The sequence below is a fragment of the Paenibacillus vini genome (assembly GCF_018403325.1).
In the GTDB taxonomy this organism is placed as follows: Bacteria; Bacillota; Bacilli; order Paenibacillales; family Paenibacillaceae; genus Fontibacillus; species Fontibacillus vini.
This window is the reverse complement of record NZ_BOSL01000019.1, coordinates 70,290-89,462: the sequence shown is the minus strand read 5'-3', so window position 1 is coordinate 89,462 and position 19,173 is coordinate 70,290. Positions and strand designations below refer to the sequence as shown.

The 19,173-nt window shown below is 50.5% G+C and carries 15 protein-coding genes and 1 tRNA gene; 2 read left to right on the top strand and 14 right to left on the bottom strand.

The window, feature by feature from the left end:
* Window positions 1–180: 180 nt before the first annotated feature.
* From secG to KJS57_RS22485, 14 genes are all read right to left on the bottom strand, one after another.
* Window positions 181–414: a preprotein translocase subunit SecG gene (gene secG, locus KJS57_RS22550; RefSeq protein ID WP_211025185.1), complete on the bottom strand. Its 234-nt coding sequence runs from the start codon at window positions 412–414 to the stop codon at window positions 181–183.
* A gap of 120 nt (window positions 415–534) precedes the next feature.
* Window positions 535–2,208, bottom strand: a complete 1,674-nt coding sequence (locus KJS57_RS22545; protein WP_213656435.1) for a glycoside hydrolase family 13 protein — start codon at window positions 2,206–2,208, stop codon at window positions 535–537.
* 233 nt (window positions 2,209–2,441) lie between these two features.
* Entirely contained in the window at window positions 2,442–3,443 is a 1,002-nt protein-coding gene (locus KJS57_RS22540) for a LacI family DNA-binding transcriptional regulator (protein ID WP_213656434.1), read from the bottom strand.
* A gap of 175 nt (window positions 3,444–3,618) precedes the next feature.
* Entirely contained in the window at window positions 3,619–4,905 is a 1,287-nt protein-coding gene (eno, locus tag KJS57_RS22535) for a phosphopyruvate hydratase (protein WP_211025179.1), read from the bottom strand.
* 377 nt (window positions 4,906–5,282) lie between these two features.
* Window positions 5,283–6,830, bottom strand: coding sequence for a 2,3-bisphosphoglycerate-independent phosphoglycerate mutase (gpmI, locus tag KJS57_RS22530; protein ID WP_211025177.1), 1,548 nt, complete (start codon window positions 6,828–6,830; stop codon window positions 5,283–5,285).
* A 1-nt stretch (window position 6,831) separates the two neighbouring features.
* Window positions 6,832–7,584: a triose-phosphate isomerase gene (tpiA, locus tag KJS57_RS22525; RefSeq protein ID WP_211025175.1), complete on the bottom strand. Its 753-nt coding sequence runs from the start codon at window positions 7,582–7,584 to the stop codon at window positions 6,832–6,834.
* 61 nt (window positions 7,585–7,645) lie between these two features.
* The gene (locus tag KJS57_RS22520) at window positions 7,646–8,827 is read right to left on the bottom strand and encodes a phosphoglycerate kinase (RefSeq protein ID WP_211025173.1); all 1,182 of its coding nucleotides are present in this window, start codon (window positions 8,825–8,827) and stop codon (window positions 7,646–7,648) included.
* A gap of 235 nt (window positions 8,828–9,062) precedes the next feature.
* On the bottom strand, window positions 9,063–10,073 hold the full coding sequence (gene gap / locus KJS57_RS22515) for a type I glyceraldehyde-3-phosphate dehydrogenase (RefSeq protein WP_211025171.1): 1,011 nt from the start codon (window positions 10,071–10,073) through the stop codon (window positions 9,063–9,065).
* Between the two features lie 103 nt (window positions 10,074–10,176).
* Window positions 10,177–11,232, bottom strand: coding sequence for a sugar-binding transcriptional regulator (locus KJS57_RS22510; RefSeq protein WP_213656433.1), 1,056 nt, complete (start codon window positions 11,230–11,232; stop codon window positions 10,177–10,179).
* Between the two features lie 541 nt (window positions 11,233–11,773).
* Window positions 11,774–13,120: a glycoside hydrolase family 30 protein gene (locus KJS57_RS22505; protein ID WP_213656432.1), complete on the bottom strand. Its 1,347-nt coding sequence runs from the start codon at window positions 13,118–13,120 to the stop codon at window positions 11,774–11,776.
* A gap of 34 nt (window positions 13,121–13,154) precedes the next feature.
* The gene (locus KJS57_RS22500) at window positions 13,155–14,804 is read right to left on the bottom strand and encodes a type 2 periplasmic-binding domain-containing protein (protein ID WP_213656431.1); all 1,650 of its coding nucleotides are present in this window, start codon (window positions 14,802–14,804) and stop codon (window positions 13,155–13,157) included.
* A 98-nt stretch (window positions 14,805–14,902) separates the two neighbouring features.
* Window positions 14,903–15,790 (bottom strand): carbohydrate ABC transporter permease, encoded by an 888-nt coding sequence (locus KJS57_RS22495; protein ID WP_211025162.1) that lies wholly within the window; start codon window positions 15,788–15,790, stop codon window positions 14,903–14,905.
* A 15-nt stretch (window positions 15,791–15,805) separates the two neighbouring features.
* Window positions 15,806–16,768 (bottom strand): ABC transporter permease, encoded by a 963-nt coding sequence (locus KJS57_RS22490; protein WP_211025160.1) that lies wholly within the window; start codon window positions 16,766–16,768, stop codon window positions 15,806–15,808.
* Window positions 16,769–16,879: 111 nt separating this feature from the next.
* The gene (locus KJS57_RS22485) at window positions 16,880–17,905 is read right to left on the bottom strand and encodes a LacI family DNA-binding transcriptional regulator (protein WP_211025158.1); all 1,026 of its coding nucleotides are present in this window, start codon (window positions 17,903–17,905) and stop codon (window positions 16,880–16,882) included.
* Window positions 17,906–18,128: 223 nt separating this feature from the next.
* On the opposite strand from KJS57_RS22485, the gene KJS57_RS22480 reads away from it, so the two are divergent.
* Window positions 18,129–18,203, top strand: a tRNA-Arg gene (locus tag KJS57_RS22480).
* A 210-nt stretch (window positions 18,204–18,413) separates the two neighbouring features.
* Window positions 18,414–19,010: an ATP-dependent Clp endopeptidase proteolytic subunit ClpP gene (clpP, locus tag KJS57_RS22475; protein WP_280520401.1), complete on the top strand. Its 597-nt coding sequence runs from the start codon at window positions 18,414–18,416 to the stop codon at window positions 19,008–19,010.
* The last annotated feature ends 163 nt before the right edge of the window (window positions 19,011–19,173 follow it).

Sequence of the window (19,173 nt, the reverse complement as noted above, 5' to 3'; positions counted from 1 at the left end):
TACTTTTGTCGATACGCTTTTACGCACAGATCTCGCCGTACGCAAGTATCCTAGCTACGCGGGGACTTGGCTCCTCCCGCGACCGGACTTTCACCGGCTAGAAGATGCGTGCTTAGCTGGGCACGCAAACACAAAAAAGCCTCCGTTTCTCAAGGAAACGAAGGCTTCTTCCATTTAAATTTAACCTTGCACAACAGCGACTACGATCGACAGGATAAAGAAACCAGCTGCCACTCCAATCGTTACCCGTTCCAGAACGAGTTCCATACCGCGTGCTTTCGACTTGCCGAAAAGATGTTCCGCACCCCCGGAGATGGCACCGGAAAGACCCGCGCTCTTCCCTTTTTGCAGCAGAACGACTGCGATCAGAGCAATAGAGAAAATAATGAGCAGTACTTCCAAAAAGATATTCATCCAATCCACCTCCTAAGTGAGAACACTTCGAAATCTATTTTCGTTAAACCTAATCATAAACAAATACAAAAACAGCATTATCATTATACCATTGCCCGTCGGGAATAACAACCGGTATCCTTATTTTACGCCTTGAAGTTTATAAACCCGTGCTTCATAAGGCCGCAGGGATAACTGGTGGAAATCCTCGTCTACCGAAACCTCGTAATTTCCGATAAGGAGTTCTTTGCTTTGGAAGCGGATCTCTTGATCCAGCTTGAAATCCGCCGGCTTTTCATAGAAATTCAGAACTACCAGCAGTTGTTCCTCGCCCAAGGTCCGGGTAAAAGCATAAATCTGCTCGTTTTCTTCATTAAGGATCGCGTATTTGCCATAGACAATAATATCATGTTGTTTACGCAACTCGATCAATTTCTTGTAGTAATGAAACACCGAATTCGGATCGTTCAGCGCAAGCTCCACATTGATCTCTTTATAGTTCGGGTTGACGGCTAGCCAAGGGGTACCGGTTGTGAACCCTGCTTGGGCTTCCCCGTTCCATTGCATCGGCGTTCTTGCATTGTCGCGGCCCTTCGCATAGATCGATTCCATGATCTCGGCAGCGTCATGCCCTTTGCTCAGGTAGTCTTTATACATATTAAGCGTTTCGATGTCCTGGTACTCTTCGATCGTTTCGAACCGGACATTGGTCATGCCGATTTCCTCACCTTGATAAATATACGGCGTACCTTGAAGAGTATGCAGCAGCGTGGCCAGCATTTTGGCCGACACGTTGTGATGCTCCCCGTCATGGCCGAAACGGGACAGCAGGCGCGGCTGATCATGATTGTTCAGGTAAATACTGTTCCAGGCTTTCCCCTCCAGCTTGGTTTGCCATTTGCTTACGATCTCTTTAAAGCGGGTCAGCTTCCACGGCGCAACCTCCCACTTGCCGGTCGGCCCCGAATCGATGCCCATCAGCTCGAATTGGAACACCATATTCAGCTCTTTTCCGTCGCTTCCGGCGAACAGCACTGCTTCCTCCGGTGTCACGTCGACCGTCTCCCCGACCGTCATGATATCGTATTTGGACAGCACTTCCCGGTTCATCTCCTGCAAAAACTCATGCACGCGCGGGCCGTTGATGTAATGCTCCCCGCTTCCCGATCCGTCCGAGCTGTCCGGTAACCCCGGCTCCTTGGAGATCACGTTGATGACGTCCATCCGGAATCCGTCGATGCCTTTGTCCAGCCACCAGGTCATCATATCGTACACCTCGCGGCGAAGCTTCGGATTCTCCCAATTCAAGTCCGGCTGCTTGGTGGAGAACAGATGCAAGTAATACTCGTCTGTTTGGGCATCATATTGCCAAGCCGGGCCGCTGAAGAAGGAACCCCAATCGTTAGGCTCCTTGCCGTCTTTACCCGGGCGCCAAATATAGTAGTCGCGGTACTCGTTATCTTTAGACTTGCGGGACTCGACGAACCAGGCGTGCTCATCCGAGCTATGGTTGACGACCAGGTCCATAATCAGCTTCATCCCCCGCTCATGCAGGCCGGCAAGCAGCTCTTCCCAGTCCGCCATCGTTCCGAACTCATGCATGATCCCTTGGTAGTTACTGATATCGTATCCGTTATCATCATTCGGTGACTCGTACACCGGGCACAGCCATACTACGTCGATTCCGAGCGTCTTCAAGTAATCCAGCTTGGAGATGATCCCTTGCAGATCCCCGATCCCGTCTCCATTGCTATCCATAAAGCTGCGAGGATAAATTTGATATACAACGCTTTCCTTCCACCATTTCTTCTCCATAATGGTGCCTCCTTCATTTTCTGTACTTTATTATTACCCTTTGACTTGGTTTCTAGATGGCTCGTTTTCTTTTCAATGTTTTCAGGTACGTAAACGTTTACCCTTTGAGCATACCTAGCCTTCCCAGTCCTCTGTAAAAGTAACCAGTCCAACAAGAAAGTGCCGGTAGATGATGGGCACAGCCGGGAACACCCCGTTGCACGGGAGTCGGATAGTCAACATCTACCGTTACTTCAACGCTTCTTGACCGTCTGCCGCTCGATTACCCGGTGCGGCACGACTTCGCTGGCCGCCGGCTGCCCGGTGGCGAGCATCTCGATCAGCTTCTCCGAGGCCATCCGGCCCATCTCATGAAGCGGCTGAGCCACCGTCGTAAGCGGCGGATTGCTCATCTCGGCCAGCTTCAGGTTGTCGTAGCCGATGACGGCCAGCTGATCCGGGACGGCGATGCCTAGCCTCGCCGCTACAGAGATGACGGCAATCGCCATCTCGTCCCCGGCGGCGAATACCGCCGTCACCTCGGGCGAGGCCGTAAGCAGCCGCTCTGCCGCCCCGCAGCCGCCTTCGAACGTGAAGCCGCCGTCTTGCACATGGTCCTCCCGAAGCGGGAGACCATGATCCCGCAGCGCTTGGCGGAAGCCCTCATATCGCGGCTGGCCCGCGATGCTGTCGCTCTCGCCGCCGCCGATCATCGCGATCTCCCGGTGCCCCTGGGAGATCAAATAGGCGGCCGCATCATAGGCCGCCTGCCGGTCATCGACTTTGATGAACGGTACGTCATCCCAGTCCGACTTTGTCGCCACCAGGACCAGTGGCACCCCCATAGCCTGGACGGCTTCATAATATTCCGGCTCAAGTACGCCGCTGGAATAAATGATTCCGTCCACCCGCTTCTCCCGCAGCACCTGCAAATATTTCATCGTCCGCTTCCCGTCTTCCGCGGTATTGCAAACGATGACGCTATAGTTGTGCTTATGGGCCACTTCCTCGATGCCGTGCAGAATCTCGGACGAGAATGAACTGGACACGCTGGGGAACAAAACGCCAATGGTCTCCGTCCGCCTATTCACAAGCCCTCGGGCAATGGCGTTGGGCTGGTACCCTAACTCTTCCACAGCTTGCTCCACTCTACGTTTCGTTTCCTCAGAATACCCTGGCAAGTTATTCAGAACACGGGATACCGTCGCCACCGATACGCCTGCCTGTTTAGCCACGTCCTTGATTGTTGAGCTCATCGACATACCTTCTCCAATTCGCGCTTTATCTTATCCACTTTGAATCGCAATGTTTACGTAAACGTTTACCTTTATGAATTTACTATAAATAACACGTTCCCTATTGTCAATTTAGTTTTCGCCTAACCAAAAAGACCCACCCGAATCAAATTCGGATGGGTCCTTGACGCTTATATTAGTGTTTCAGGTTGTAGAAAGATTTCAAGCCGTTGTATTGAGCCAGTTCGCCCAGTTGGTCCTCGATGCGGAGCAATTGGTTGTACTTCGCAATACGGTCGGTACGGGAAGGCGCACCGGTTTTGATTTGGCCTGCATTCGTAGCAACCGCGATGTCAGCGATCGTGCTGTCTTCGGATTCGCCGGAACGGTGGGAGATAACTGCTGTGTAGCCTGCGCGTTTCGCCATTTCGATCGCGTCGAATGTTTCAGTCAGCGTACCGATTTGGTTTACTTTGATCAGGATCGAGTTACCGATGCCGTCTTTGATACCTTTTTCAAGACGCTCAGTGTTAGTTACGAACAAGTCGTCGCCAACGAGTTGGATTTTGTTGCCCAATTTTTCAGTGAGCAATTTCCAACCTTCCCAGTCGTCTTCGGAGCAGCCGTCTTCGATCGTGATGATCGGATATTTGTCAACCCAAGAAGACAAGAGGTCAACGAATTCAGCAGGCGTGAAGGATTTGCCTTCGCCTTCGAGATGGTATTTGCCATCTTTGAAGAACTCAGTGGAAGCTACGTCCATACCCAGGAATACGTCAACGCCTGGTTTGTAGCCGGCTTTTTCAATGGCTTCCATGATCGAGGACAAAGCGTCTTCGTTGGAAGAGAAGTTAGGAGCAAAACCGCCTTCGTCGCCTACAGCTGTGTTCAAGCCTTTAGCTTTCAGAACGGATTTCAGGTTGTGGAAAATTTCTGCGCCTGTGCGAAGAGCTTCTTTGAATGTAGGAGCGCCTACAGGCAATACCATGAACTCTTGTACGTCAACGTTGTTGTCGGCATGTGCGCCGCCGTTTACGATGTTCATCATTGGAACTGGCAGTTGTTTAGCATTGAATCCGCCGAGGTATACATACAAAGGCAGGTCCAAAGCGTCAGCAGCAGCGCGGGCTACGGCCATCGAAACAGCCAGGATTGCGTTTGCGCCGAGTTTGCCTTTGTTGTGCGTGCCGTCCAAAGCGATCATCAATTTGTCGATGCCGAGTTGATCAAGCGCGTCCATACCGATTACTTCAGGAGCGATGATTTCGTTCACGTTCTCAACGGCTTTCAATACGCCTTTACCGAGGTAACGGGATTTGTCTTCGTCGCGAAGCTCAACAGCTTCGTGAGCGCCGGTGGAAGCACCGGATGGAACGATTGCGCGTCCGATTGCGCCGGACTCCAGATATACTTCAACTTCTACAGTCGGGTTGCCGCGGGAGTCGAGGACTTCGCGTGCGTATACGTCAGAAATAATAGTCATTGAATATTCTCCTTTGTGGGTTATAGTAATAGATTGCTATTCGTAAGTTTAACCAAAAATACTGTAACGGACACCAGAGCCGCTATTTAAGCCAAACCGGGCTATTTCAAAACCTAACGGACACCAGAGCTCTTAATGGTCTACTTTGATCGGAAAGCACCACTTCAACCAACAGATAAGGGCTGCCATGTCCGTTAAAAAATATAACTTGGCGTTTCGGGCGTTTTAACGTCCGTGGTGTCCGTTAGCCTGCCGCAAAAGCAAAGCAGGTCAGGGGATCAAGACAATCCTTAAGGGACCGGACCACTGCCTAGGTTGTGCACGACCTCTGCAAGCCAGTCCCTTCGGCTTGCTCCTCCTGCCGCAACATGACTACCTTAAGCCTTGCGGCTCGCGATCATCGATTGACCGGTCATTTCCGCCGGTTTCGGCAGACCCATCAGATCGAGGAGTGTTGGAGCCACGTCGGCCAAAATGCCGCTTTCGCGCAGGATTACGTTCTCGTCAGTTACGATGAACGGAACCGGGTTGGTTGTATGCGCCGTGAACGGACGACCATTCTCGTCGAATACCATATCCGCGTTACCGTGGTCAGCGATGATAATAACAACGCCGCCTTTGGCTTTAACCGCGTCTACGACTTTACCAACGCATTCGTCGGTCACTTCTACCGCTTTCTTCGTCGGCTCCAGCATGCCGGAGTGTCCGACCATGTCCGGATTGGCGAAGTTCAAAATGATCGCATCATGCTTGTCGGCTTCAATTTCCTTCACGCAGGCTTCAGCCACTTCATAAGCGCTCATTTCAGGCTTCAGGTCATAGGTAGCTACCTTCGGCGAATTGATCAGGATGCGTGTTTCGCCCGGAAGCTCAACATCGCGTCCGCCGCTGAAGAAGAACGTGACATGCGGGTATTTCTCGGTTTCCGCGATTCGAAGCTGCTTCTTGCCTTGCTGTACGAGCACTTCACCGAACGTATTATCCAGGTTCTTAGGCGAGTAAGCCACATAACCTTCCACGGTTTCGGCAAACAGAGTCAAGCAGACAAAGTGCAGATCTTTCGGGAATTTCGGTCCGCGGTCGAAGCCGTGGAAATCCTGGTTCGTGAACACGTTGGACAGCTGAATCGCGCGGTCCGGACGGAAGTTCAGGAACACGACGGAGTCGCCGGATTCCACCAAAGCAATCGGTTGGTCATGTCCGTCGACAATGACCGTAGGCATCACGAATTCGTCGAATACCGATTTCTCGTACGATTCCGTTACGGCCGTAATCGGATCGGTATATTTCGGGCCTTCGCCGTATACCATCGCACGGTACGATTTTTCAACGCGTTCCCAACGCTTGTCGCGGTCCATCGCATAGTAGCGGCCTTGTACCGTGGCAATTTTGCCCACGCCCACTTCTTCGATTTTGGCGATCAAGCGCTCGATGAAGCCTTTCGCACTGTCCGGAGCAACGTCCCGGCCGTCAAGGAAAGCATGGATATACACGTCGTGCATATCTTCCTTCTTCGCCAGGTCGAGCATCGCGAACATATGATCAATGTGGCTGTGCACGCCGCCGTCGGAAAGAAGGCCGTACAAGTGCAGCTTCTTACCCTTCGACTTCGCGCTGCGAACCGCATTTACCAGCGTTTCGTTTTGGAAAAACTCACCTTCGCGGATCGACTTGGAAATGCGGGTCAAGTCTTGATAAACGATCCGGCCGGCGCCGATGTTCAAATGGCCTACTTCGGAGTTCCCCATTTGGCCTTCCGGCAAGCCTACGGCTTCACCGCAAGCGGTAAGGGTTGTGTTCGGATACTCCTTCAGGTAACGATCGTAGTTAGGCTTGTTTGCCTGAGCTACCGCGTTGCCTTCCACTGTATTCCGAAGTCCGAAGCCGTCCATGATGATCAGTGCTACTGGTTTTGGAGTGGCCATCTTACTTTGCCCCCTCGACCAATTGGATATAGGATGCCGGTTGCAGACTTGCGCCGCCCACGAGAGCGCCGTCGATGTCGCTTTGGCCCATATATTCCTTCACGTTTTCAGGTTTTACGCTGCCGCCGTATTGGATACGGATCTTGTCGGCCACTTCAGAGCTGTACAGATCTTTCACCAGACTGCGGATATAAGCGATTACTTCGTTGGCATCCTGAGAAGTGGAGGATTTGCCCGTGCCGATCGCCCAAATTGGTTCGTAGGCGATAACGACTTGTTCGGCTTGCTCCGCGGACAGTCCTTTCAGAGCCGCTTCGGTTTGAACCTTCACGACATCCTTCGTTTGGCCTGCTTCGCGTTCTTCCAGCTTCTCGCCGACGCAAGGAATCGGAGTCAATCCATGCTTGAATGCGGCATGAACCTTTTTATTCACGATCTCGTCGGTTTCTGCAAAATAAGCGCGGCGCTCGGAGTGTCCGATAATGACATAGTCTACGCCCAACTCTTTCAGCATTCCGCCGCTAATTTCACCGGTGAATGCACCTTCGTCTTCGAAATGCAGGTTTTGAGCGCCGATTTTGATCGACGTTCCTTTGGCCGCTTCCACCAAAGCCGGAAGATTGGTGAACGGAGCGCAAATCACGCTCTCTACGCCTTCTACTTCCGCTTTCCCTTTAATGTCTTCGAAGAAAGCTTTTGCTTCGGAAACGGTTTTGAACATCTTCCAGTTCCCGGCGATAATAGGTGTTCTCATTGAGCACACTCCTTCAAACTTATAGGTAACTCAAATAGTCATCTTTTGAGCTTCAAGAATCTTACTTATCGTTCAGAGCCACAACGCCCGGAAGCGCCTTGCCTTCCATGAACTCCAGGGAAGCGCCGCCGCCTGTGGAGATGTGGTCCATCTTGTCGGCCAATTTGAATTTCTCTGCAGCTGCCGCGGAATCGCCGCCGCCGATAATCGTATAGCCTTCAGTTGTTGCGCAAGCTTCAGCCACTTCTTTTGTACCGTTTGCGAAAATATCGATTTCGAATACGCCCATCGGTCCGTTCCAAACGACCAATTTGGAGTTCTTGATGACATCAGCGTAAAGAGCGCGAGTTTTCGGTCCGATGTCTACGCCTTCCCAATCTGCAGGAATGCTGTCGATGTCCACTTCTCTGTGGTTAGCATCAGCGCTGAAGTCATCAGCAATGACAACGTCAACCGGCAGCATGAAGTTCTTGCCGAGTTTCTTGGCCTTCTCGATAAAGCCGAGCGCTACGTCAAGCTTGCTGTCATCCAGCAACGATTGACCGATCTCGTAACCTTGAGCTTTAAAGAAGGTATAAGTAAGACCGCCGCCGATCAGCACGTTATCCGCAATGTTAAGCAGGTTGTCGATAACATCGATTTTGTCCTTAACTTTGGAACCGCCGATGATCGCTGTGAAAGGACGATCCGGATTCGACAACGCTTTGCCGAGAACGGACAATTCTTTTTCCATCAACAAGCCGGATACAGCCGGAATTTGGTGAGCGATGCCTTCTGTCGATGCATGCGCACGGTGAGCGGCGCCGAACGCGTCGTTCACGAACAGATCAGCCAGCTCGGCAAATTGTTTTGCAAGCTCCGGATCGTTCTTTTCTTCGCCCGGATAGAAACGGACGTTTTCAAGCACGAGCACGTCGCCGTTGTTCATAGCGTCAACTTTCGCTTTTACCGCTTCGCCGATTGCTTCGTCAGCTTTGGCTACTTCTTTCCCGAGCAATTCGCCAAGGCGTTTAGCAGGCAGCGTCAAACGCATATCTTCGTTCACTTGGCCTTTTGGACGTCCCAAGTGGCTAGCCAGGATCACTTTCGCGCCATTTTCGATCAAATACTTAATCGTCGGCAGCGTCTCGCGAATCCGGGTATCATCCGTAATTTTGCCATCTTGCATAGGTACATTGAAATCTACGCGGACAAACACGCGTTTGCCGGTTACTTCCACATCACGTACACTTTTCTTATTCATCTCCACGTTCCTCCTATAGGTATGCGCGGCGCCCACCAGGGCTTGAGCACAGACAGGCTGCGCATTTCCGTTGCGACTTCGACTCTTGATTTCTCTCCTAAGCGGTACTACTTCTCTTTTTATATAAAAAAACGGTGTGTGTGTGAATGTCGGATTACATATAAAACCATGAACCAAAGAGGAGTCCTCCATAAAGGTTGCTCCTCTTCGGTAATGTTATCAAGGAAAAACGATATTACTTAACTTTTTTTGCGAAGTATTCCAAAGTACGAACCAATTGAGCAGTGTAGGACATTTCGTTGTCATACCAAGCAACCGTTTTAACCAGTTGTTTGTCGCCAACAGTCAATACTTTAGTTTGTGTAGCGTCGAACAGGGAACCGAAAGTCATACCTTTGATGTCCGAAGATACGATTTCGTCTTCTGTGTAGCCATAAGTTTCTGGGTCGGAAGCAGCTTTCATAGCTTCGTTGATTTCAGCTGCAGTTACTTTCTTCTCAAGAACAGTAACGAGCTCAGTCAGGGAACCAGTTGCAACTGGAACGCGTTGAGCCGCGCCATCCAATTTGCCTTGCAGTTCAGGGATAACCAGGCCGATAGCTTTTGCAGCGCCAGTTGTGTTAGGGATGATGTTCTCAGCAGCAGCACGAGCACGACGGAAGTCGCCTTTCGCATGCGGAGCATCCAAAGTGTTTTGGTCGCCAGTGTAAGCGTGGATCGTAGTCATCAAGCCTTCAACGATACCGAATTTGTCTTGAAGCGTCTTAGCCATAGGAGCCAAGCAGTTCGTTGTGCAAGATGCACCGGAAATAACGGTTTCCGAACCGTCAAGGATTTCATGGTTTACGTTGTAAACGACAGTTTTCATATCGCCTGTAGCAGGTGCGGAGATAACGACTTTCTTAGCTCCGCCTTTCAGGTGAAGCTCAGCTTTTTCTTTAGTAGTGAAGAAGCCTGTGCACTCAAGCACGATGTCTACGCCAAGCTCGCCCCAAGGCAATTCTTCAGGGTTGCGGTTAGCAAGAACTTTAACTTCTTTGCCGTTTACTTTGAAGAAGCCGTCATGTACTTCAACTTCGCCGTCGAACTTGCCTTGCGTCGTATCATATTTCAACAAATGAGCCAACATTTTTGCGTCTGTCAGGTCATTGATTGCTACTACTTCGATGCCTTCCACATTTTGAATACGGCGGAAAGCCAGGCGTCCGATACGTCCAAACCCGTTAATACCAACTTTTACACTCATGAATAGATCCTCCCAGTGTTTTTTTTATTATTCAAGACAGGCTGAATAACCCGCCATGAGTAAACCATTTAATAAACTTTCTTGTTTTGAGTGCGGAAAAGAGTTATTCCGCTTTGCGGCTCTCGCTTCGCTCGATCTCTTCCACGATTTGTTCCGCCGCGGCTTCATCGATCACAAGAATATCTTCGTGTCCGAATTTCAGCACGGCAAGAATAGCCTTCGCCTTGCTCTTACCGCCCGCGATGCCAATGACGGTTTCGGTACTCTTGATGTCTTCCAGCCGAAGACCCAGAGTCAGCATTTTGTGAACGACAACGCCATTTTCATCAAAATAGTATCCGAATGATTCCGCTAACGCGCCTTCCTTCTGCAGCTCTTGGACCACGGAAGATTCCAATTTGCGGCGGCGCGCCATCTCCATAGCATCACCGATTCCATGAATGATAATCCGCGCCTCGCGGATCATCTCTACGATATCGTGGATGTTAGGATCGCCTACGAGTGACTCGTACGCTTCTTTTCCGAGCAAATCAGGCACATGCAGCAGACGATAGCCCGCTCCAAGCCGTTTTGCCATCCCGGAGGCAATCGTGTTGGCCTGTATCTCCAGACTTTCACCCAATCCGCCTCTCGCCGGCACAAACCAACATTGCTTCAGCGAAAGATTTGCCGGCGGGCTAAGTTGCTCCGCTACCTCGGCAATAGTAGAACCGCCGGTAACCGCAACTACGTCCTGGCTGCTCATGGCACCAAGCAGAGCTTTGGCTCCTGCCCGGCCCAGTTCCTTCTTCGTCAGCGGGGAAGCCTCGCTGTCGCCGGGAACGATCACAACCTTACGAAGTCCGAAAGCCTTCTGAATTCTTTCTTCCAGATTGGATAATCCGAAGATTTCCTTAACGATCGGCTCCAAAGCCTCCAGCAGTTTCCTGCCCGAATCACTGATTCTCATGCCTATATTCTCGATTTCAATCAGGCCCTGAGCCTTCAGGAGATCCGTCTCGGCCCGCAACACTCGTTCTGTCATGTTCAGCGATACCGCAAGCGTTCTGCGGCCAATCACGTCCGACAACAAGATCTGGTGAAGAATGGTATACCTTTTCTTGAGAATTTCCATGAGATCAGGAAGAAGCTGCTTTTGCATTTCCAAAATAGTTCGCATGCTTTCCACTCCTGCAAGCTTCGTCTTCTCTCTCCTTCTCCTTGGTCCTAAAATGTCCCGGGTAAACTTTTTAAGTCCCACTGATATTCTAACCAATTTTTTGCTCTGATGCAAGCCTGACGTCCGTATAATTTACATTCTCGCCAAAGCCTATGCATGGCCTGATTTCGAACCTTTGGGGGACAGGCCCAGACAATAAAAAGGCTCCTTAGTGTTGTAATAGACGTCTTACCATCTATCCGACCATAAGGAGCGTTGCTCTTTAAGAGGTTGTTCAAATAGTCATCTTTCCACGACGAAGCAGATTATGAAGCAGATTCGACGTCGAATCTTGAATTCAGCCGGGCCTTCCGTTGCTCACGTACCCATGAAAGCAGATGCTTACGAAGTCGTTTTCTACGAAAACGTTTAGCTCCGCTACTCAGTCCCTAACTTCATCCGACCTAAAGCGTTTTGTAAAAACGCACTCCGGAAGCATACGCTTCGGTCCTGAAAACCCGACTTTTTGAACATGCAATTAAACTACATATATCCGTAAGCTTTAAAAGGCCGCTTTAATTGATATCGCGCTTTTAGGGGCCATCGAGAAGGAGAGTTCCGCTTCTCCTCGCAGCCGGAGTGATACATTCTCTACACCCTCCCCATCATTAAACAAAACGACGGCAATTGAATCATCCGTATTTTTGAAGGCGACGGAGCGAATGTGGTCTACGGAGCTGTCGGAGTGTATTCGCACCGCTTTGGGGCGGATGATCTTACTGAAATGCGCCAGCGCGTAATAATCCAGCGTATAGGTCAGCTCGCGGGTTTGTTGATTGACCGTCACGATGCCGCGGCAAGTACTGCGCCCGAATCCCGGCACCACCGGGCCGTTGTTTTCATCGAGGGCCATGTTCCATAACACGAACGATTTGCTATGATTCCTTAGGATCTCGATCCCCGTCCGGAACACATTGGAGAAGGCCGGCTCGAAGGCAGGAATCCATTCTCCGCCCGATCCTTCGGTGAAATGAACTTCCTTGGCCGGAAAAGCCCGGCTGACCTCGCTCTGTGCCGACGCCTGACCTCCGTACCAGTGCCAGGCCACGCCGTCCACCTCTTCCTCCGCTTGGTTCAGCACCGTCAGCGGGTACTCCGGTTTATCCCAGTTGTGATCATAACAGAGAATCTTGGTGGAAATTCCATTCCGCCGGAAGGCAGGCTTTAGAAAATCTTTGATGAACTCACTCTGTACTTCAGGCAGCATCAACATGCCGGGGTAATGTCCCGGAACAAATAACGGTTCATTCTGCGGAGTTACGGCATAGATCTGAAGCCCGTTCTCTGCGTAGGCCTGAATATACCGTACAAAATACTCCGCATACGCTTCATAATATTCTCTCTTCAGCTCCCCGCCGATCATGGAGCCGCTTGTCTTCATCCAGCCCGGCGCACTCCATGGCGAAGCCATGAGCTTGAGTTCCGGATTCCACTTTACCGCCTGCCGCAGTAATGGAATGATGTCCTGCTCGTCATGGGCGATCGAAAACCGGTTTAACGCCGGATCTGTTTCTCCCTGGGGAAGATCGTCGTAGCTGTACATTTCCCTAGCATAGTCCGAAGCTCCCATAGGGTTACGAACCACCGAAAGCCCGATCCCCTCATTTGGATCAAACAGTCTCTGCATTACTTCCGCTTGCTGCTCCTCATTCAAAATCTGGTTCATCAAAAAGGCGGCTGAATCGGTAAAAGAGGCTCCAAAGCCGTCCATTTCTTGAAAAGTCCGGGTTTCATCCAAAACCACCCGGACGGCTTCCACACCGATGTCAGCCGGCGTCAATTCCTGAGGGGATTTCTTGATGAACAGCTCGCGTTCTCCCAAAGATTCATATATCGTAAGCTCCTGCATGCTGTGTCCCTCCGTTTAATGGGTTAATCCGTTTTTACTTTATGCCCAGTTTTTCTTTGTTTTGCTTCATCTTCTCGCTGCGAATTTCAACGATCTTACTCCAGTTGTTGTCTTCCAGGAACTTTTTGTAGATCGACAAATTGTTGTTGAATTCATCGTCGCTCTTGGAGCGGATCATGCTGACGAGCGACGTGCTCCACTGGGTGTTGATAGCGGTCAGGGCGCGCGCTTCCTGCGTTCCTTGATCCGGATTTGTATTTTCCAGGATGAAATGCGGCTTCATTTTGCCTTTGCCCCACTCCTGCATTTGCTTGATCGCCTCAGGGAAAGCGTCGGCGCTCAGCGCTTTATGACGGTCATGTCCGAAGAACATGAATTCGCCCATCCGGTAATCCTTTTTGAATTTATCGGCATTGTTCAATTGAAGGTCTTTCACTTCCGGCGTGAATTGCACGCTTCCGTCGGCGGCTTTCGTGTATGTTTCGCCTTCGATACCGTAGTTCATCAGCATTTGGCCTTCTTCGCTCAGCAGGTACGTGAACACCTGAATCGCTTTAGCCGGGTCTTTGCATTTCTTCGTGATGAAGCTGACCATCCAACCGGAAATGCCGGACTGGTTCAAGGTCGGCTGGTTGCCGACAGTGCTTTGTGGACCGTCGATCGCGATGTATTCTTTTCCCGGATTCGCGCTCATGAAGATTTGCAGATTGCCGCCTTGCTGCGGCGTGCCGTCAAGCAGCAGCGTAGCGTATTTGCCGGACTTCACTTTCTCTTCAAAGGCCGGGCCGTCATCGGCAAAGCTGTCGTCGCTGATCGCTCCGTCGCGGTACGACTGATTCAGCGTTTTCAGCCAGGTCAGATAGTCTTCATCGAGGTTACGGTCGTAGAACCCGCCGTTCGCGTCTTCCAGGGGCACTCCGATGAAGTCCTGCAACACATCGCCCAAAGAACCGGTGCCGGTGCCGATCGAGTTAAAGCCGAATGGGAACAGTTCAGGGAATTTCGCCTTGATTTGCTGCATCGAATTTTTGAAGTCGTCCGGCGTAGCGAAGCTCGGCTGCCCCAAAGCTTCATAAACATCCTTCCGAATCACGAACGCTGTCTTCGCCGGAATGTTACCGCTGTCATAATCCTCTTGCGTATTGGAGTAGTTCGGATAGCCGTAAGTTTTGCCGTCTTTAAGCTGGAACCAGTTCAGTGTGTCTTGAGCCGCTACTTTATTGAAGTAAGGATCGTATTTCTCGGCCAGCTCCGTCAATGGAAGCGCCCAGGTTGCCGCCTTCTGTGCGGCCGGTGAATTGTTGTCGAACGTCGTGAGGATGTCCGGCATGTCGCCTCCCGCGAAGAAGGTGTTCAGCTTCGTGTCGTCGCCTTTGATGAATTTGATGTTGATATTCAAGTCTTCCTTAATCTTCTTGGTGACCACATCATTACCAAAGTCGGTGTTCCACCAGTCGGCATTCACATACCAGGTCAAGTCCGTAGTCTCTTCTTTCGTATCCAGCTGCCAGGCCGGCTTCTCCGGATCCGGCGTATATCGTCCCTCCAAGGACACCTCTTTGCCGGAGCTTTTCGAGCCGCCGCCGGATCCCCCGCCGCAGCCCGTTACGACCAGCGCCGCTGCCAAAAGTGCCGTGCCCACCTTAAGCCCTGTTTTGCCAAAAGCCTTGTTCATCTTCAACATCCAAACCCCTCCTCTTTTGTATTAAAGCGCTTTCTAATCCGCCCGGAGCCTACCCCGTATCGGTCGTTTTCCCCGGTTTCACAACATATACCTTATCTCTACTCCTTCACCGCCCCCAGCATCATGCCCGAGATAAAGTACCTTTGCAAAATTGGATACATCACAACAATCGGCAAGGTTGTAATGACGATCGTTGCTAGTTGAACCCCTTTCGTCGTCGTTTCAATGACGACCGATCCCCCGATATTCTGCATCGACTGCGTCTGGGACTGAACGATAATCTCGTACAGCTTCATTTGCAGCGGATAGAGGGCCTGATCGGTAATGTACAGCTTGGTCGTCATGAAATCGTTCCATTGTCCGACCCCGTTAAACAAGGCGATCGTCGCCATGGCCGGCATCGACAGCGGAATAAATATTTTCAGGAAAATGCGCCAGTCTCCGGCCCCGTCGATCTTGGCCGACTCTTCCAGCGAATCCGGGACATTTCGGAAGAAATTCATCAGGATGACCACATCGTAGTAACTGAACAGCGCAGGGATGATATACACCCAGAAGCTGTTGAGCAGCCCCAGCGATTTAATCAGCAAGTAGGTCGGAATCATACCGCCCGAGAAAAACATGGTGATCACGCCCATCGCCACATAAAGCTTGCGGCCGCGGACATATTTTTTGCTCAGACCGTAACCGATCATGGCGCAGAAGAAAACGTGCGTAATGACGCCGAGAAATGTTTTTGAGATCGAAATAAAGAAGGATTGCCAGATGCTCGTATCCCGAAAAACAGCCTGGTAGTTCTCCAATGAAAACTCCTTCGGCCAGAAGACGAAGCCCCCCTCAGCCAGCGATTTGCCGGAACTGAAGGATGAAACGATGACGTTCCAAAGCGGTACCACGATGATGATCGTAAAAATACTCAGTAAAATCAGATTTATCGCATCAAAGACCCGGCTATCGAGATCTTGTTTAGCCACCGTTCTGCTCACTCGGATGCCCCCTTACTAAAGCACGGATTGATTATCGTTCAATTTGCTGGTGACCTTGTTTGCCGTGACTAACAGAATGACGGAAACAATCGAGACACCCAGGCCGACCGCCGTAGCGTAGGAAAAGTCGCCTTGCGTCATCCCCATGCGGTAGACGTAGGAGTTAATGACTTCCGCTCGGGCCCGGTTCTGCGAGTTCATCAGCACCAGTGTTTGATCCAGGTTGGAGCCGAGCAAGCCGCTGATCGTCAGAATCAGGTTCAAGCTGATGATCATTTTCATGTTCGGAATGGTGATGTTCCAGATTTGCCGCAGCCGGCTGGCTCCGTCAATCTTGGCCGCCTCGTAGTAGGTCGGGTCGATCTTCGACATAATCGCCAGATACAGAATGGTTCCCCAGCCCGCTTCCTTCCAGATGTCGGACAACGTGGCGATCCACCAGTACTTGCCGGCATCCAGCATAATATTGTGAGGTTGAGAGATCACCCCGAGATCCAGGAGCAGCTGATTGAACATCCCTGTCGTTGAGAACCAGGTAATCAGCATCCCGCCGAGCACGATCCAAGACAGAAAGTGCGGCAGATAGGAAACCGTCTGAACGATCTTTTTGAATCGGGTGTGACCGACTTCAAAGATCATGATCGCCAGCACAATCGGAATGACGAAACCGATCAACAGCTTCAGAAAGCTGATCCCCAGCGTATTGACGACCGAATCCCAGAAATATTTGTCGGACAGAATGATTTTGAAATTTTCCAGTCCCACCCACGGGGCCGTGTCCAACGTATCGATGACCGTGTAGTTTTTAAAAGCGATCGTCAGTCCATAAATCGGAATGTAACAAAAAATAATCATAAAAATGACGCCAGGCAAAATCATCGACTGCAGTTCCCATTGCCTTCCGTAGTCGACCATAAAGTCTCTAATCCTTTGCCCCATGGGCTTTCTCTGCTCCAAATGCGCGTCTGATTTGGCCATCCCTTGGTCCCCCTTTTGGCTTCCATGCAATAAAAACGTTTTTATTTTCACATATAAAAATCTATCCCTGGCCCCGCCGAATTTTCGCGGATTCTTCAGAATACAGCCTTCTTACTCTTGACCAAGGTCGTTTCTTTGGATTTTCACTTGGCTTGATCCTCTGACAACCAGTTCTCCCGCCAATTTCTGTTTCTTGCCCTGTTCCTTCTTCTGAATCATGCGTACCAAATGGTCGATGGCGAGCACGCCCTGCCTGGCGATCTGGTTCCTCACCGTTGTTAATGGAGGCGTGAAGTATTGCGCGATGTCGATATCGTCAAACCCGACCACGCTGATGTCTGCAGGAACGTCGAATCCATGGGATTTCAGCGCGCGGATACAACCGATCGCACTCAAGTCGTTCCCCGCCAGGAACGCATCCGGCAATTTGTCCGGGTGCATATGAAGAAATGATTTTACCGCGTTGTAGGTGCCTTCTTCCTCAAAATAACCTTGGAGCACATAATCTTCATCCACGAGTAACTGATGCTCCCGCAAGGCCTCCAAGTAACCGTCCCTCCGCTGCACGCTGTCGAACATCGTGTCCACGCCGGAGATATAAGCGATTTTCTTGTGTCCGAGACTGATCAAGTATTTGGTTGCTTCGTAACCGGCCACGAAGGAATCGAAAATCACGCTGCCCATCGTTTCATTCTCCAGAAACCGATCCAGAAACACGGCCTTGATCTTTTCCTTCATCATCATGCTGACGTCTTCATCATCGATGCGCAATTCCTCATAAATAATGACGCCGTCGACCCGCCGGCCCAAAATATTGCTCATTATGACCTGTTTGTCGCGGGTTACAAATACGTTCAGCCCATAGCCGAGCCGGTCGCATTCACGGGCCATCGATTCAACCAGCGTATAGAAGTAGGGACCCGATACGCTGGTTGTAAAGAAGCCCAGCATTTTCGTTTTGCCTGTTTTAAGCTGCTTGCCGTTCAAATTCGGAACATAATTCATTCGTTTCGCCACGTTTAGCACATGCGATTTGGTCTCGGGGTTCAAAACATCGACATTGTTTAACGCATTGGAAACTGTCGAGATCGATACACCCGCCTCTCTAGCCACATCCTTGATGGTAACCTTACCCATATCCAATCTTCCTTTTTATAAAAACGTTTTTATAATTCTAAATTAGCATAGAAGCGCTTTCATGACAATGCCTATTTTGCAAAAATAGTTCTCGTCTACCACTCTCGCCCGTTCTCCATATATTCCCCTGGAACTTTTTTAGAGAACTTGCTTGCTTTTTAAACTCGTATGTCATATAATCATTTTTGCTACGCTAAATGGATGTAACTAATTCATACAACTTGCGCCCGTGGTCCAATGGATATGACGTAGGCCTCCGGAGCCTGAGATCGAGGTTCGATTCCTCGCGGGCGCGCCATTATACTTATCAGCAGATTGCTGGATATCATATGTTTTACCCACTAACCCTTATGCACGGGTTTTTTTATTACACAGAGTTTGACTTTCTTTGACTTTCTGTTTTAAATTGTTTATTATGAGGTTAATATTCATCGATTCCGTCAATTCTGAAATTGATTGAACCGATTTCGTTCCCATGGTTGATCCAACAAATAAGGAGGTTTTATCGGTGAGTTATATTCCTATGGTCGTTGAACAAAGTAACCGCGGTGAGCGCGCTTATGACATTTACTCCAGACTGTTGAAGGACCGCATCATTTTCCTGGGTTCTCAGGTGAATGACGTCGTCGCAAATGCGATTATTGCCCAAATGCTGTTTCTGGACGCGGAAGAGCCGGGCAAGGATATCCATCTCTACATTAACAGCCCTGGCGGTTCCATTACAGCCGGTATGGCCATTTTCGATACGATGCAGTTCATTAAGTCCGATGTCTCCACCATTTGCGTGGGTCTCGCGGCTTCTATGGGCGCCTTCCTGCTGAATGCCGGCGCCGAAGGCAAACGCTACGCGTTGCCGAACAGCGAGATCATGATTCACCAGCCGCTCGGCGGAGCCGAAGGCCAAGCTACCGATATTGAAATCCGTGCCCGCCGCATTCTGAAGATGCGCGACAAGCTGAACAAGATTTTGGCCGAACGCACTGGCCAGCCTCTTGACCGGATTGAGAAGGATACGGACCGTGACTACTTCATGAGTGCTGCCGAAGCTAAAGAATACGGCCTGATCGATCGCGTTATCGAAAAAGTTACGCCCCAAGGCGTATAACTAAACTTAATATCGCATTGAAGCCAAGGACCGTCCCAGGAGTGTATCACGCTTGCGGGACGGTCCTTTTCTTATTCACGGTATCTTGCCATCAGAAACGGGTTACTCTTCGATTGTCTTGCATTTTCGCCGATTCGATGAAAAAATATGAGCAGAGAAGTTA